This is a genomic window from Streptomyces rugosispiralis (assembly GCF_024505145.1).
Lineage (GTDB): Bacteria > Actinomycetota > Actinomycetes > Streptomycetales > Streptomycetaceae > Streptomyces > Streptomyces rugosispiralis.
On the sequence record NZ_JANIAA010000017.1, the window covers coordinates 81,866 to 95,591 of the forward strand.

The following is a 13,726-nucleotide window of genomic DNA, read 5'->3' on the forward strand; positions in this document are numbered from 1 at the left end:
CATGCTGTTCGGCATGCACCCCCATCAGGACGGCCCGCTGGCCCGGCTGCGGCGGGGACACGAAGACTTGGTACTGGATCTGTTGCGCAAACACGGCCCGCTCAGCCGGGCCGGACTGGGGCAGCACAGCGGGCTCTCCCGGACCACCCTCAGCGATATCGTCACCGAGCTGATCGAGAGCGGCGCCGTGGTCGCCACGGCGCCCGGAACGGCCCCGCGCAGGCGGGGACGGCCGGTGGAGGCGCTGACGCTCAACCCCAGCGCGGGCCAGGCCATCGGCATCGACTTCGCCCGCCGGGCGGTGCATGTCTCCGCGGTCAACGTCGCCCACGAGGTGATCGGCTCGGCCAGTGAACCGCACGACCCGGGGCTGCCCTGGGAGGAGCGGATCGCCCTGGCCGAGCGGCTGGTCGGCACGCTAGCCGACGGCGCCCTGCGGCTGGGCGCGCTGAACGCCATCGGGGTGGGTGTGGTCGGCCCGGTCGAGGACCCCGACGCGGGGCCCGCGCAACCGTGCCCGTCCGCCGAGCTGCCCGCCCTGCTGCGCAAGCGTTTCGAGGCCCCGGTGCTGGTGGACAACAACACCCGGCTCGCCGCGCTCGCCGAGGCCACCTGGGGCGCCGCGGCGGGCGGTCAGGACGTCCTGTATCTGCGGCTGTCGCACGGTGTGGGCGGCGGGCTGGTGGTGGCCGGCTCCCTGCACCGCGGGGCGTACGGCCTGTCCGGCGAGTTCGGGCATATCGCGGTCGAGTCGGGCGACGGACGATGTTCGTGCGGCGCCACCGGCTGCCTGGAGACGGTGGCCTCGGTGGGCGCCGTGCTCGCCGCCTACCGTCGCGCGGGCGGCCACGCGGACGGCCTGGCCGCGCTCCTCGGGGCGCTGGAGGCCCGCGATCCGGTGGCGCTGCGCACACTGGAGGCGGCCGCCGCCCACATCGGCACCGTGCTGGCCGCCGTGTGCAACGCGATCGGCCCCGGGGTGATCGTGCTCGGTGGCGAGCTCGCCGCGGCCGGCCCCCCGCTCTTCGAGCCGGTCGAACGGGCGCTGCGCGCACACATCATGCCGATCTCACGGGACCGTGTGGACCTGAGACCGGCGGCGCTCGGCGAGGCCGGTGGCGCCCTGGGCGGTATCGCCCTTGTCCTGCGTGAATCCCCGCTGCTCAGTCATTACCCGGCCGGTCCGGGCTGACCCGGCCCGGTCCCGGGCCGAAGAGGAGGACCCATGTACCCCGCGAGGCGTCCATGACGGTGGTCACCGCGCCCGAGAAGACCCCCACGACACCACAGGCGCCACGCGGCGCACGACGCACCGTCCACCCCCTCGTGTTCAATCTGATCGCCCTCGTCCTGGCCATCGCCGTCTGGGCGCTGACCGCCGCGGCGGGGCTCGCGGACATCCCAGGACCGCTCTCCGTGAGCTCGCGAGCGCGGGAACTGCTCTCCGACGGAACCCTCACCGAGGACGCGCTGGCCAGCCTCCAGCGGGTGCTCCTGGGGTTCGCGCTCGGCACCCTGGTCGCCGTGCCCGTGGGCTTCCTGATGGGCTGGTATCCGGTGGCCCGGGGCCTGCTGGAGCCGTACGTCCAGTTCTTCCGTACGATCCCGCCACTCGCGCTGATCCCGCTGGTGATCGTGTTGATGGGCATCGGCGAGACACCGAAGATCTTCGTCATCTTCCTGGCGGCGTTCATGTCCTGTGTGGTGGCCGCCTTCCAGGGGGTGACCGGAGTGGACCGGACGCTGATCGACGCGGCGCGGGTGCTCGGCGCCTCGGACCGGACCGTCTTCCTCAAGGTGGTCATCCCGGCGTCCACGCCGTTCATCCTGGTCGGCATGCGCATCGGGCTCGGGGCGGCCTGGGCGACCGTGGTGGCGGCCGAGATGATCGGCGCCCAGAAGGGTCTCGGCTTCGAGATGGTCCACGCCCAGACCTACTACGACGTTCCCACGATCTTCGTGGGTCTGATCAGCATCGGTGTCATCGGCCTGGTCATGGACCGGTTGTTGCTGTTGGCCGAACGCCGTCTCACCGCGTGGCAGGAGCGCCGATGAGCCCCAAGATCTCTTTCCGGGACGTGGTCAAGACCTACCCGCTGAAGAGCACCACCTTCACCGCCCTCGGCCAGGTCTCCCTGGACATCGGGGACCGGGAGTTCGTCGCGGTCGTCGGCCCGTCCGGCTGCGGCAAGTCCACCCTGCTGTCCATGGTGGCCGGACTGGTGGAGCCCACCTCCGGCACGGTCACGGTGGACGGCGCGCCGGTCACCGGGCCGGGGCCGGACCGTGGGGTGATCTTCCAGCAGTACGCGCTGTTCCCGTGGCTGACGGTGCGCGGGAACGTCGAGTTCGGGCTGAAGCTGGCACACGTCCCGGCCGCGGAGCGCCGGCGGCGCGCCGATCACGCCATCGAGCTGGTCGGGCTCGCCGACTTCGCCGACGCCCTGCCCAAAACCCTCTCCGGGGGGATGAAGCAGCGCTGCGCCATCGCCCGAGCCTACGCCGTGGACCCCGAAGTCCTGCTGATGGACGAGCCGTTCGGGGCGCTGGACGCGCTCACCCGGGTGCAGTTGCAGGACCAGTTGCTGGACACCTGGACTCAGGAGCGGCGCACCGTCCTGTTCATCACCCATGACGTCGACGAGGCGGTGTATCTGGCCGGGCGGGTGGTCGTGATGGCCGCGAGGCCCGGCCGGATCCACCGGGTCATCGATGTGGACCTCCCCTATCCGCGGACCGAGGAGATCCGGCTCTCCGCGGAGTTCGCGCGCATCCGTAACGACGTCTGGACCCACGTCTACCACCAGTCACCGGCCGGCTCCGCCGCCTGACCGCACTCCCCAACCGCACTTCTTTCGAAGGGACTCACCCGCGATGAGGATGAGCCGACGCGACTTCATGATCTCACTCTCCGCGACCGGAGCGGCACTTTCGGTGGCCGCGTGTTCGTCCTCCGGCAGCGGCGGCTCCGCGGTCAGGTTCGGCTACATCGCCGACTACAACGGCGCGAGTCTGCTGGCCATCGCCGAGGAGCGGGGCCTGTGGAAGAAACACGGCCTGACCGCCGAGCCCAAGGTGTTCGTCAACGGCCCGGTCCAGATCCAGGCCCTGCGCACCGGCAATCTGGACTACGGCTACATCGGTCCCGGCGCCCTGTGGCTGCCCGCCTCCGGCAAGGCCACCATCGTGGCCATCGACACCCTCACCTACGCCGACCGGGTCATCGCCAGGCCCGGTATCGACTCGATCCAGGGCCTGAGAGGGAAGAAGGTCGGCGTCCCCGAGGGCACTTCCGGTGAGATGGCGCTCAATCTGGCGCTGCAGAAGGCCGGGATGACCATGAAGGACATCTCGAAGGTGGTGATGGACGCGCCCACCGTGGTCTCCGCGTTCTCCTCCGGCCAGATCGACGGCGCCGGGATCTGGTATCCGCTCATCGACACCATCAAGGAGAAGGTGCCGGGGATGAAGGAGGTGGCGAGCACCGAGGACCTCCCCGGCTCCTCCTTCCCCACCGCGTTCGTCTCGGCCGCCAAGGCGAAGCCGGAGCGCGACCGGAAGGTCGTGAAGGTGCTCCAGGAGGCCAACGACTGGCGGGCCGCGCACGCGAAGGAGTCCATCGCGCTGGCCGCGAAGCTGCTCAAGGCCGATGAGGCGAAGGTCGCGGCGGACGCGAAGCATGTGAAGACGATGACGACCGCCGAGCTGGTGGCCAGAACCAAGGACGGCACCGTCGGGAAGTGGCTGGACGGCATGAGCCACTTCTTCGTCCGGACCGGGCAACTGCCGAAGGCTCCCGACCCGTCCACGTTCTACGCCGGTGACCTCTACACGAAGGCGGCCGCCCGATGAACCTGCTGTTCCTGATGACCGATCAGCACCGCGTCGACACCCTCGGCTGTTACGGCAATCCCCATGTGGCCACGCCCAACCTCGACCGGCTGGCGGCGACCGGCACCCGCTTCGACCGCTTCTACACCCCCACCGCCATCTGCACCCCGGCCCGCGCCAGTCTGCTCACCGGCCAGGCGCCCTTCCGCCACCGGCTGCTGGCCAACTACGAGCGCAACGTCGGCTATCTGGAGGATCTGCGCGAGGACGCGTTCACCTTCCCCGGCGCCCTGGCCGAGCGCGGCTACCAGCTCGGACTGGTCGGCAAATGGCATGTCGGCACCCACCGCAACGCCGCCTCGTACGGTTTCGACGGACCCGATCTGCCCGGCTGGCACAACCCCGTGGACCACCCGGACTACGCGGCGTATCTGAAGGAGCGGGGCCTGCCGCCGTACCGGATATCCGATCCGATCCGCGGCACCACGCCCAACGGCAATCCGGGCAATCTGCTGGCGGCGCGGCTCCACCAGCCGGTGGAGGCCACCTTCGAGCACTATCTGGCCACCCGCGCCATCGAGCAGCTCGACCGCTACGCCGCGGACGGGCGGCCGTTCTTCCTGGCCACCCACTTCTTCGGGCCGCATCTGCCGTATCTGCTGCCCGACGCGTACTTCGACCGCTACGACCCCGATCTGGTGGAGCTGCCCGCCTCGATCGCCGAGACCTTCGAGGGAAAGCCACCGGTACAGCGCAACTACAGCGCCCACTGGACCTTCGACACCATCCCCATCGAGGTCACCCGCAAGCTGATCGCGGTCTACTGGGGCTATGTCACGCTGGTCGACGAGCAGATCGGGCGCATCCTCACCCGCCTCGACGAGCTCGGTCTTGCCGATGACACCTCGGTGTTCTTCACCGCCGACCACGGCGAGTTCACCGGCGCCCACCGGCTGCACGACAAGGGCCCGGCGATGTACGAGGACATCTACCGCATCCCCGGCATCATCCGCGTCCCCGGGGAAGCCCCGCAGGTGCGCCAGGAGTTCGTCAGCCTCACCGACTGCACCGCCACCATCCTGGACCTCGCGGGCTGTGACACCTCACCCGCCGTGGACAGCCGCAGCCTGGTGCCGCTGGTGCGGGGTGAGCATCCGCGGTGGCCCGCCGAGCTGCTGGCCGAGTTCCACGGCCACCACTTCCCGTATCCACAGCGGATGATCCGCGACGAGCGCCACAAGCTCATCGTCAACCCGGAGTCGGTCAACGAGCTCTACGACCTGGACGCCGACCCCCATGAGCTGACCAACCGCTATGAGCACCCCGAACTGCTGCCCGTGCGCCGCCGTCTGATGCGCCGCCTGTACGACCTGCTGCGGGAGCGCGGTGACAACTTCTACCACTGGATGACCCCGATGTTCGACATCGGTGACCTGGACTACGACCCGAGCCTGAGCTCCTTCGAGCCGGAAGGGACCGCGTAGATGAGACGAAGCCGCAGCCGGAGCCCTCGACGCGGCCCCGGCACTCTCGTCGCCGCGCCGCTGTGCACGCTGCTGGCCGGGCTGTTGCCCGCGGCTCGGGCGACGGCCGCCGCACGCCCGGCCCGCGAGGCACCGGCGCGGCCCACCCCCACGACGCCCCGCGAGGCGGCCCGCTCTGACCTCAGCCGTGTGCACGGGTCTGCACTGTTGACCGGCGCTCATGACGGGCCTTCAGGTCAGCCGATTGTGCTGCTCGATGTCTGGCGGACGACAGACAGACAAGCGGCGCGACCGATTCGGCGAAGTAGGCGCCGGACCACAACTTGTTCGCCCGCCAGTAGTGCCGGTCGGCAAACACCTTGTGCCGGTTCTTCATCACGAAAACCAAATACGCGCGCAGGACGAACGCGCAGTGGCGACCAGTTCGGATGTTTCGATCGCCGAACCGCGCTTCAAGTCCAAGCGGGACCAACGGCAGTCGGTACGGTTCACCGCCAACGCCCGCTGGTCCATCACGGCCGGCGGTGATCTGCGCCTGCCGAAGATCGGCGAGGTGCGCGTGAAGTGGTCGCGGACCCTGCCGTCCACTCCAGCCACCGTGACGGTACTCAAGGACGCGGCCGGGCGGTACTTCTGCTCGTTCGTCGTGGAGACCGCTCCTGGAACCCTCCCGCCGGTCGCACCGGAGGTCGGCATAGACCTGGGCCTGGGACACTTCGCGGTCCTCTCCGATGGCACGAAGATCGACAGCCCGCGCTTCCTGCGCCGGGCTGAGAAGCGCCTCAAGCGCGTACAGCAGGCCCTGAGCCGGAAGGCAAAGGGGTCGAAGAACAAGGAAAAGGCCAGGCTTCACGTCGCCCGCACCCATGCGCGGGTGGCCGATGCGCGGCGAGAGTTCCACCACCAGCTCTCCACCAAGCTGATCCGCGAAAACCAAGCCATCGCGGTGGAAGATCTGGCAGTCAAGGGACTCGCCCGCACACGCCTGGCCAAGTCCGTCCACGATGCCGGATGGTCGGCGTTCGTCACGATGCTGGAGTACAAAGCCAGCCGGTACGGGCGCACCCTCGTGCGCATCGGACGCTTCGAGCCCACCTCACAGGTCTGCTCGGCCTGCGGCGTCAAGGACGGCCCCAAACCCCTGCACGTCCGCGAATGGACGTGTCAGACTTGCGGGACCGTCCTGGACCGGGACATCAATGCGGCCGTGAACATCGGCCGGGCCGCCGGACTGGCGGTGACAGCCTGTCGAGCGCAGGTAAGACCGGTACCCGTACCGGCACAGCGCGGTGAAGCAGGAACCCACCGAGACGGTCAGCCAACCGTGGTAGGAATCACCTCCCTTTAGGGGAGTGAGCGGAAGTCAATACAAGCTGGTGCACGCGGTGCTCCCGGTGAGCCACGCGGACGGGAAGACCACGCATGTCACCGAGTTCGCGAAGGAGGGCGAGCGTCCCACCACCACACCGCCGACCCCGGTGGCCTACGGGCCGATGTTCGGCGGCCCGCCCGCGGACACGCTGTGGATGCGGCTGTCGTACCACGCCGACACCGCGCGGGACGAGACCGAGGTGCGCGCCGCCACCAGCACGGACGGGGTGCACTGGGTCCACACCGGCGTCTGGTCCCTGCCGACCGTGAGCAAACTCAGAATCGGGCTGGTCGCGCAGAACACCGCGGGCGCGGTCGCGCGGTTCGACTACCTGCACACCTATCGCGGCTGACCTGCCGGGTGGCCCCCGTCCTATGCTGATCAACGTTGTTGACGCGAGGCGGGGGCCGCTTCGGTGGCCGGAGAAGGTGAGAGAGCGTGGCCAAGCCTGTACGTGCGGCTATCGGGGACATGTGGATCACATGTGTGTTCTGCAAGGGCGACCTCTTCCGGGATCGCGAGGTGAAGCTCAACAGCACCGGCATGGAGCTGTTCAAGTTCGGCTGGGCCAATGAATCGGCCACCGGGCTGATCTGCTGGAACTGTGGCTATGTGCACCTTTTCGCCAACCAGGACATCGAGCTGTACAAGGTGAAGAAGGGCGAGATCTAGCCAGGCTCACCGGCGGACGCCCGAGGTCGTGGCAAAAGTTGCTGCGCGGGATCTTTACATCGATGTAAACGGGTGATGGCATACCCCTGCCCGGTCAAATCCCCCGCCTTCCCGGAGATCCCATGGCTCACTCGGACATCACCTCGCCCGAAGTCTCGAACGGCGTTCCACGACCCGAATATCCCCGGCCCAGTTTCGTCCGTGAGGACTGGCTCAATCTCAACGGCACCTGGCAGTTCGCCTTCGACCCCGGCGACAGCGGACTCGAGCGCGGCCTGGTGCACCAGGAGCTGGACGGGCGGATCCTGGTCCCGTTCTGCCCCGAGTCCGAGCTGTCGGGGATCGGGGACACCGACTTCCACCCCGCGGTCTGGTACCGGCGCACGGTCCGGATACCGGCGGGCTGGGCCGGCCGGCGGGTGCTGCTGCACTTCGGGGCCGTCGACCACGATGCCACCGTATGGGCCGACGGCCGCGAGGTGGCCCGGCACAGTGGCGGCTTCACCTCCTTCACCGCCGACCTCGGCGTGGTGGCGGGGGCGGCCGGCGGCGACGCGGAAGTCGTGATCGTCGTACGGGCCCGGGACGCCCGCCACGGCACTCAGGCGCGTGGCAAGCAGGCCACCGACTACGCCAACAGCGACTGCCACTACACCCGCACCACCGGTATCTGGCAGACGGTGTGGGCGGAGCCGGTGCCCGAGGTCCATCTGCGCAGGCCGCGGATCACCCCCGACCTCGCGTCCGGGGCCTTCCACCTCGAACTGCCGCTGAGCGCCAACCGCCCGGGCCACCGGATCACGGCCCGGGTGAGCGACGCGGACGGACGGCCGGTGGCCGACGCGAGCGTGCGGGCCGACCTGGATCTGGCCCCCCGAATGGTGCTCGCGCTGCCCGAGGACCGGCGCCGGCCGTGGGCTCCGGAGGATCCCCATCTGTACCGGGTGCGGATCGAGCTGCTGGACGGCGCCGAAGAGACCGTGGACCGGGCCGAGTGCACCGCCGGGCTGCGGTCGGTGGCCATCGACGGCAAGCGGCTGCTGCTCAACGGCCGCCCGGTCTTCCAGCGGCTCGTCCTGGACCAGGGCTGGTACCCGGACGGGCTGATGACCGCGCCCGACGACGCCGCCCTGGTACGGGACATCGAGCTGTCGCTGGCCGCGGGGTTCAACGGGGCACGGCTGCACCAGAAGGTTTTCGAGGAGCGGTTCCTGCACCACGCGGACCGGCTCGGCTATCTCGTCTGGGGCGAGTTCGGCGACTGGGGAGCCAGTACCGGCCGCACCACGGGGGACAACCAGCAGCCCACCGCCGGATTCATCGCCCAGTGGCTGGAGGCCGTGGAGCGCGACTACTCCCATCCGTCGATCGTGGGCTGGTGCCCGCTCAACGAGACACACCAGGAACTCCACGACCGGCAGACCGTCCTGGACGATGTCACCCGGGGCATGTTCCTGGCCACGAAGGCCGCCGACACCTCCCGTCCGATCCTGGACGCCTCCGGCTACTCCCACCGCGTGGCCGAGACCGATGTGTACGACTCGCACAGCTACGAGCAGGACCCGGAGGCGTTCCGCCGCCAGATGGCGGGACTGGACAAGGACGACCCGTATCTCAACCCCGACAACCGGGGGAACCCCGGCAAGAAGGACACCGACGCGGTGTGGTCGCTGCCGTACCGCGGCCAGCCCTACTTCTGCAGCGAGTTCGGCGGCATCTGGTGGAACCCCGAGGAGGCGGACGCCGCGGCCGGTGACGACCGCGACGTGTCCTGGGGGTACGGGCAGCGGCCGCGGACCGAGGAGGAGTTCCAGGCCCGCTTCGCGGGGCTGACCGGGGCACTGCTCGACGACCCCCTGATGTTCGGCTACTGCTACACCCAGCTCACCGACGTGTTCCAGGAGCAGAACGGCGTCTACCGCTTCGACCGGAGCCACAAGCTGGACGTGGAGCGGCTGCGCGCGGCGCAGCAGCGCCCCGCCGCCTTCGAGCGCCCGGCCGGTGAGGAGGGGCGATGAGCGGTCTGACCCGGCGCGGTCTGCTGAGAGGCGCGGTGTACGGGGCGGGGGCCGCCGTGTCGGCGTCCGCGCTCAGCGGCTGCGGTTCGCTCGCCGGAAGCGTGCGGAGCGCCGACGAGATCGAGTACTGGACGCTGTTCACCGGCCCCGACGGCGAACTGATGAAGACCATGACGCGGAACGTGGAGAAGCGCGTCCCGGGTCTCAAGGTCAGGACGACGGTGCTGGACTGGGGCCCGCCGTACTACACCAAGCTGGCGATGGCCTCCGCCGGTGGCCGTTCGCCGGATGTGGCGATCATGCACCTGACCCGGCTGGCGGGCTATGCCCCCGGTGGTCTGCTCGACCCGTGGGACCTGGATCTGCTGGCCGAGTTCGGCCTGAAGCAGGAGGACCTCAACAAGACGCTCGTCAAGCGGAGTCTGTACCAGGACGACCCGTACGCCGTTCCGCTGGACACCCACCCGTTCGTCGTGTTCTTCGACCGGGACGTCATGGACAAGGCGGGGCTGCTCACCGGTGACGGGCAACTGGTGCCCTTCGAATCGCCGAAACACGCCCTGGAACTGATGGACAAGCTCCGCAAGGACGGCGGCAAGCTGGGGCCGGTCTTCGGCCACGCCAACGACGCGGCGATGGGCTGGCGGATGTTCTGGACGCTGTTCAGCCAGACCGGCGCCACCTTCGACCTCACCGGGAAGCGGGCCGAGATCGACGAGGACACCGCCGTCGAGGTGGTGCGCTTCATGGCCGACCTGAGCCGCGACAGCCGCACCATGGACGTCCAGACGGCCATCGCCGCCTTCGCCAACGGCCGTTCGCCGATGATCTTCTCGGGTGAGTGGGACATGGCCACCTACAAGTCGGCCCTGAAGGACAAGCTGGGCGGCTCCCCCATCCCCACCTTCTACGACCGACCGGCCGGGGCCTCGGACAGCCACGCCCTGGTGCTGCCGCACCAGGACAACCCGGATCCGGAGCGCAGGCGGCGCGCCCACCGGTTCGTGGCCGAGCTGGTCCGGTCCGGGCTGACCTGGGCGACGGCGGGCCACATCCCCGCGTACACACCGGCCGTCTCGTCCCCGCAGTACGCGAAGCTGCGCCCGCAGTCCGAGTACGCGGGCGCCGCGAAACAGCTCGTGCTCGACCCGCCGGTGTGGTTCGCCGGCTCCGGCTCGGACTTCCAGACCCGGATGTGCCAGGCGCTCGATCCCGCGCTCGGCGGCTCGTCGTCCGCGCAGAGCGCGGTGCGCACGATGGTCTCCCAGATCAACACCCTGCTGGCCCAGCCGAATCCGGCCTGATCGCGACGGAGTCGCAATGGAAAGGAGCGATGTCATGGCTTCCGTCTCCACGCCCGCGCGGCGGGCCGCGGCCGGATCCCGGCGCGCCGGATTCCGGCGGGCCGCCGCCACGGACCGACGTCGGTCGGGCGGTGCCGGGTGGCTCTTCGCCACCCCCTTCCTGGTGTTCTTCACGCTCTTCCTCATCGTGCCGATCGGCATCGGCCTGTGGATGAGCTTCACCGACGCCAGCCTGACCGGGCACGGTGACAACGCCCTCGTCGGCCTGGACAACTACTCCGAGGCGTTCGGCGACAGCCAGGTGTGGCAGACCCTCGGCAACACGGTCTGGTTCACGGTCCTGACCACCGTCCCCCTCGTGCTCGTCGCCCTGGCGATGGCCCTGCTGGTGTACACGGGGATGCCGGGGCAGTGGCTGTGGCGGCTGGCCTTCTTCGCCTCGCATCTGCTGCCGGTCGCGGTGGTCTACCAGATCTGGAGCATGCTGTTCCAGCCGGACCGGGGGATGCTCAACGGCCTGCTGAAGATCTTCGGGATCGACGGCATCGGCTGGCTGACGGACGAGAAGTACGCGATGTGGTCCATCGCGCTGGTGACCCTGTGGTGGACCGTGGGATTCAACTTCCTGCTCTACCTGGCCGCGCTGCAGGCGATACCCGACCACCTCTACGAGGCGGCCGCGCTGGACGGCGCCGGGGCGTGGCGCCGGCTGTGGTCGGTCACCCTGCCGCAGTTGCGCCGGACCACCGGGCTGATCGCGGTGTTGCAGGTGATGGCGTCGCTGAAGGTGTTCGACCAGATCTATCTGCTGACCAAGGGCGGCCCGAACGGGTCCACCCGGCCGATCCTGGAGTACATCTACGACACCGGCTTCACCAACTACCGGCTCGGCTATGCCTCGGCGGTGTCGTACGTCTTCTTCGGGCTCATCATCATCCTCTCGATCGCACAGCTGAAGATCTTCTCGCGCAGGGAGGACTGATCGCGCCATGACCACCGAGACACTTTCCCCCCGTACCCCCGGAAAGCCCCGCTCGACCATGCCCCGGGAGGTGGTCCGGCGGCGCCGCTACGGCGGCCCCGTCTGGCACCCCTCGCTCGGGACGGGCCCGCTCCCCCGTGTGCTGACCCTGCTGGCGCTCGCGCTGCTGACGGTGGTCTGGCTGGTGCCGTTCGGCTGGGGGGTGGACACCTCGTTCAAGTCGGAGGTCGACGCGAGCGCGTCGGGCGTCGACTGGATCCCCAAGGCGGGCTTCACCCTCGACGCCTACCGGACCATCTTCGGCCAGGGCAATCTGCCGGTGTGGGCGGTGAACAGCGTGGTGATCGCCGTGTGCGTCACGGCCATCACCGTGGCCATCTCGGCGATGGCGGCGTACGCCTTCTCGCGCACGCTCTTCCGCGGCCGCCGGGTGCTCTTCGCCGTCACCGTCGCCTCGATCATGGTGCCGCCGCAGATCCTGATCGTGCCGCTGTTCCGGCAGATGCTCGCGATGAACCTCGTCGACACCTACGCGGCGGTGATCCTGCCGCAGGTGGTGGCGCCCGCGATGGTGTTCATCCTGAAGAAGTTCTTCGACGGCATTCCGCGGGAGCTGGAGGAGGCGGCCCGGATCGACGGGGCGGGCAGCTTCCGGGTGTTCTGGAGTGTGGTGCTGCCGCTGTCCCGGCCGATCCTCGCGGCCGTGGCCATCTTCGTCTTCATCAACACCTGGAACAACTTCCTCTGGCCGTTCATCAGCACGAGCGATCCCCAGCTGATGACGCTGCCGGTGGGGCTGTCGACCGTGAAGGACTCCACCGGGCTCCGGAACGCCCAGGAGTCGGCCGCCTCGATCCTCGGCTCCATCCCGCTGCTCATCGTCTTCATGATGTTCCAGCGTCAGATCGTGAAGTCGGTGGCCACCACGGGTCTGGGAGGTCAGTGAGCGGTGGCGGGGATGCCGCCCTCGGTGGACTCGCGGGTGTGGAGGGTGTGCCCGACGACGACCTCCTGGGCCGGACGGTCCGGTGTCTCGATCCGCTCCAGCAGCAGATCGACGGCGTGCCGGGCGATGGCGTTCTTGTCCGGTGCCACGCTGCTCAGGCTCGGTGTGCTGTAGCGCGCGGCCTCGATGTCGTCGAAGCCCATCACGGCCATGTCGTCCGGCACCCGCAGTCCGCGCTCGTACAGCGTCCGCAGCGCGCCGAGGGCGAGCGCGTCGTTGAAGCAGAACACGGCGTCCGGCGGTGCCGGCCGGTCCAGCAGCGCCGCCATCGCACGGGCGCCCTCGCCCATGTGGTAGCGGGGTGTCTCGCGCTCCAGGAGGGGGTCCGGCGGCAGCCCGGCCTCCTCCAGGGCCTGGCGGTAGCCGGTTCTGCGGAGCAGCGGTGTGCCGATGTACGGCTCGGGCTGGACGCCGATGGCGGCGATCCGGCGGCGCCCACCGGCCACCAGATGGGCCACGGCCTCCTTGGCGGCGGCCACGTTGTCGATCACCACATGGTCGGCGAGGCCGCCGCTGGGGCGTTCGCCGATGAGCACCAGCGGCACGGTGCCGAGGTGGTTCGCCAGCGCGCTGCCATGCAGGGCGAGCGGGCTCACCACCATGCCGTCCACGACCTGGTCGCCGAGGCCGTGGATCACCGCCGCCTCCCGCTCGCGGTCGCCGAGGGTCTGCTCGATCAGCAGGGTGCGGCCGTGTTCCTCGGCCGTGGTGAGGAAGTGGCGTCCCAACTCGGCGAAGTACGGGACGTCCAGCTCGGGCAGGACAAGACCGATCATGCCGGTGCTGCCCCGGCGGAGGTTGCGGGCCACCCGGTTGGGACGGTAGCCGAGCTCCCGGATGGCCCGCTGGACCCGCTCCCGGGTCGCCGGGGACACATGCACAAAGCCGTTGATCACATTCGACACGGTCTTCGGGGAGACCCCGGCGAGCGTCGCCACGTCCTTGACGGTGGCGCTCCGGCCGGCACCGTCCGAGCGCTTCCGCCCCGGTGCCGCTTGATCCCTGGTGGTCTGCTGTTTCACGGCGGTCACCGACCGATCCTAGAGCGTGCCGGCAG

Annotated in this window: 13 protein-coding genes; 12 read left to right on the forward strand and 1 reads right to left on the reverse strand. The window is 69.5% G+C overall.

Features of this window, described 5'->3' with window-relative positions; all coding sequences use genetic code 11:
* The first annotated feature begins 1 nt into the window (after window position 1).
* The 12 genes from NP777_RS24295 to NP777_RS24350 all read left to right on the forward strand — a co-directional run bounded on the left by NP777_RS24295 (window position 2) and on the right by NP777_RS24350 (window position 12,609).
* A complete protein-coding gene (locus NP777_RS24295; protein ID WP_256652296.1) occupies window positions 2–1,192 on the forward strand; it encodes an ROK family transcriptional regulator in 1,191 nt (396 codons plus the stop codon).
* Between the two features lie 53 nt (window positions 1,193–1,245).
* On the forward strand, window positions 1,246–2,055 hold the full coding sequence (locus NP777_RS24300) for an ABC transporter permease (RefSeq protein WP_137976450.1): 810 nt from the start codon (window positions 1,246–1,248) through the stop codon (window positions 2,053–2,055).
* Window positions 2,052–2,831: an ABC transporter ATP-binding protein gene (locus NP777_RS24305; RefSeq protein ID WP_256652297.1), complete on the forward strand. Its 780-nt coding sequence runs from the start codon at window positions 2,052–2,054 to the stop codon at window positions 2,829–2,831. The genes NP777_RS24300 and NP777_RS24305 overlap by 4 nt, the downstream gene beginning before the upstream one ends.
* Before the next feature lie 43 nt (window positions 2,832–2,874).
* Window positions 2,875–3,852 carry an aliphatic sulfonate ABC transporter substrate-binding protein gene (locus tag NP777_RS24310; protein ID WP_256652298.1) on the forward strand — a complete coding sequence of 326 codons (978 nt, stop codon included), beginning with the start codon at window positions 2,875–2,877 and terminating at the stop codon, window positions 3,850–3,852.
* On the forward strand, window positions 3,849–5,315 hold the full coding sequence (locus NP777_RS24315; protein WP_256652299.1) for a sulfatase-like hydrolase/transferase: 1,467 nt from the start codon (window positions 3,849–3,851) through the stop codon (window positions 5,313–5,315). The genes NP777_RS24310 and NP777_RS24315 overlap by 4 nt, the downstream gene beginning before the upstream one ends.
* A 220-nt stretch (window positions 5,316–5,535) precedes the next feature.
* The gene (locus NP777_RS24320) at window positions 5,536–6,663 is read left to right on the forward strand and encodes an RNA-guided endonuclease InsQ/TnpB family protein (protein ID WP_256652300.1); all 1,128 of its coding nucleotides are present in this window, start codon (window positions 5,536–5,538) and stop codon (window positions 6,661–6,663) included.
* A gap of 4 nt (window positions 6,664–6,667) precedes the next feature.
* Window positions 6,668–7,039, forward strand: coding sequence for a hypothetical protein (locus NP777_RS24325; RefSeq protein ID WP_256652301.1), 372 nt, complete (start codon window positions 6,668–6,670; stop codon window positions 7,037–7,039).
* A gap of 86 nt (window positions 7,040–7,125) precedes the next feature.
* Entirely contained in the window at window positions 7,126–7,359 is a 234-nt protein-coding gene (locus NP777_RS24330; protein WP_256652302.1) for a hypothetical protein, read from the forward strand.
* Between the two features lie 122 nt (window positions 7,360–7,481).
* A complete protein-coding gene (locus tag NP777_RS24335) occupies window positions 7,482–9,377 on the forward strand; it encodes a glycoside hydrolase family 2 protein (RefSeq protein WP_256652303.1) in 1,896 nt (631 codons plus the stop codon).
* Window positions 9,374–10,681 carry an extracellular solute-binding protein gene (locus NP777_RS24340; protein WP_256652304.1) on the forward strand — a complete coding sequence of 436 codons (1,308 nt, stop codon included), beginning with the start codon at window positions 9,374–9,376 and terminating at the stop codon, window positions 10,679–10,681. Before NP777_RS24335 ends, NP777_RS24340 begins: the two co-directional genes overlap by 4 nt.
* Window positions 10,682–10,715: 34 nt before the next feature.
* Window positions 10,716–11,663 carry a carbohydrate ABC transporter permease gene (locus NP777_RS24345; RefSeq protein WP_256652305.1) on the forward strand — a complete coding sequence of 316 codons (948 nt, stop codon included), beginning with the start codon at window positions 10,716–10,718 and terminating at the stop codon, window positions 11,661–11,663.
* Between the two features lie 58 nt (window positions 11,664–11,721).
* Window positions 11,722–12,609 (forward strand): carbohydrate ABC transporter permease, encoded by an 888-nt coding sequence (locus NP777_RS24350; protein WP_391858568.1) that lies wholly within the window; start codon window positions 11,722–11,724, stop codon window positions 12,607–12,609.
* Here NP777_RS24350 and NP777_RS24355 read toward each other — a convergent pair.
* A complete protein-coding gene (locus NP777_RS24355; RefSeq protein WP_256652308.1) occupies window positions 12,603–13,700 on the reverse strand; it encodes a LacI family DNA-binding transcriptional regulator in 1,098 nt (365 codons plus the stop codon). The genes NP777_RS24350 and NP777_RS24355 overlap by 7 nt on opposite strands.
* Window positions 13,701–13,726 lie beyond the last annotated feature (26 nt).

Bases quoted from the DNA above. Each gene is read 5' to 3' on its own strand.
- NP777_RS24315 (WP_256652299.1), top strand. From the start codon at position 3,849: ATGAACCTGCTGTTCCTGATGACCGATCAGCACCGCGTCGACACCCTC.
- NP777_RS24340 (WP_256652304.1), top strand. From the start codon at position 9,374: ATGAGCGGTCTGACCCGGCGCGGTCTGCTGAGAGGCGCGGTGTACGGG.
- NP777_RS24335 (WP_256652303.1), top strand. From the start codon at position 7,482: ATGGCTCACTCGGACATCACCTCGCCCGAAGTCTCGAACGGCGTTCCA.
- NP777_RS24320 (WP_256652300.1), top strand. From the start codon at position 5,536: ATGACGGGCCTTCAGGTCAGCCGATTGTGCTGCTCGATGTCTGGCGGA.
- NP777_RS24295 (WP_256652296.1), top strand. From the start codon at position 2: ATGCTGTTCGGCATGCACCCCCATCAGGACGGCCCGCTGGCCCGGCTG.
- NP777_RS24345 (WP_256652305.1), top strand. From the start codon at position 10,716: ATGGCTTCCGTCTCCACGCCCGCGCGGCGGGCCGCGGCCGGATCCCGG.
- NP777_RS24300 (WP_137976450.1), top strand. From the start codon at position 1,246: ATGACGGTGGTCACCGCGCCCGAGAAGACCCCCACGACACCACAGGCG.
- NP777_RS24350 (WP_391858568.1), top strand. From the start codon at position 11,722: ATGCCCCGGGAGGTGGTCCGGCGGCGCCGCTACGGCGGCCCCGTCTGG.
- NP777_RS24305 (WP_256652297.1), top strand. From the start codon at position 2,052: ATGAGCCCCAAGATCTCTTTCCGGGACGTGGTCAAGACCTACCCGCTG.
- NP777_RS24310 (WP_256652298.1), top strand. From the start codon at position 2,875: ATGAGGATGAGCCGACGCGACTTCATGATCTCACTCTCCGCGACCGGA.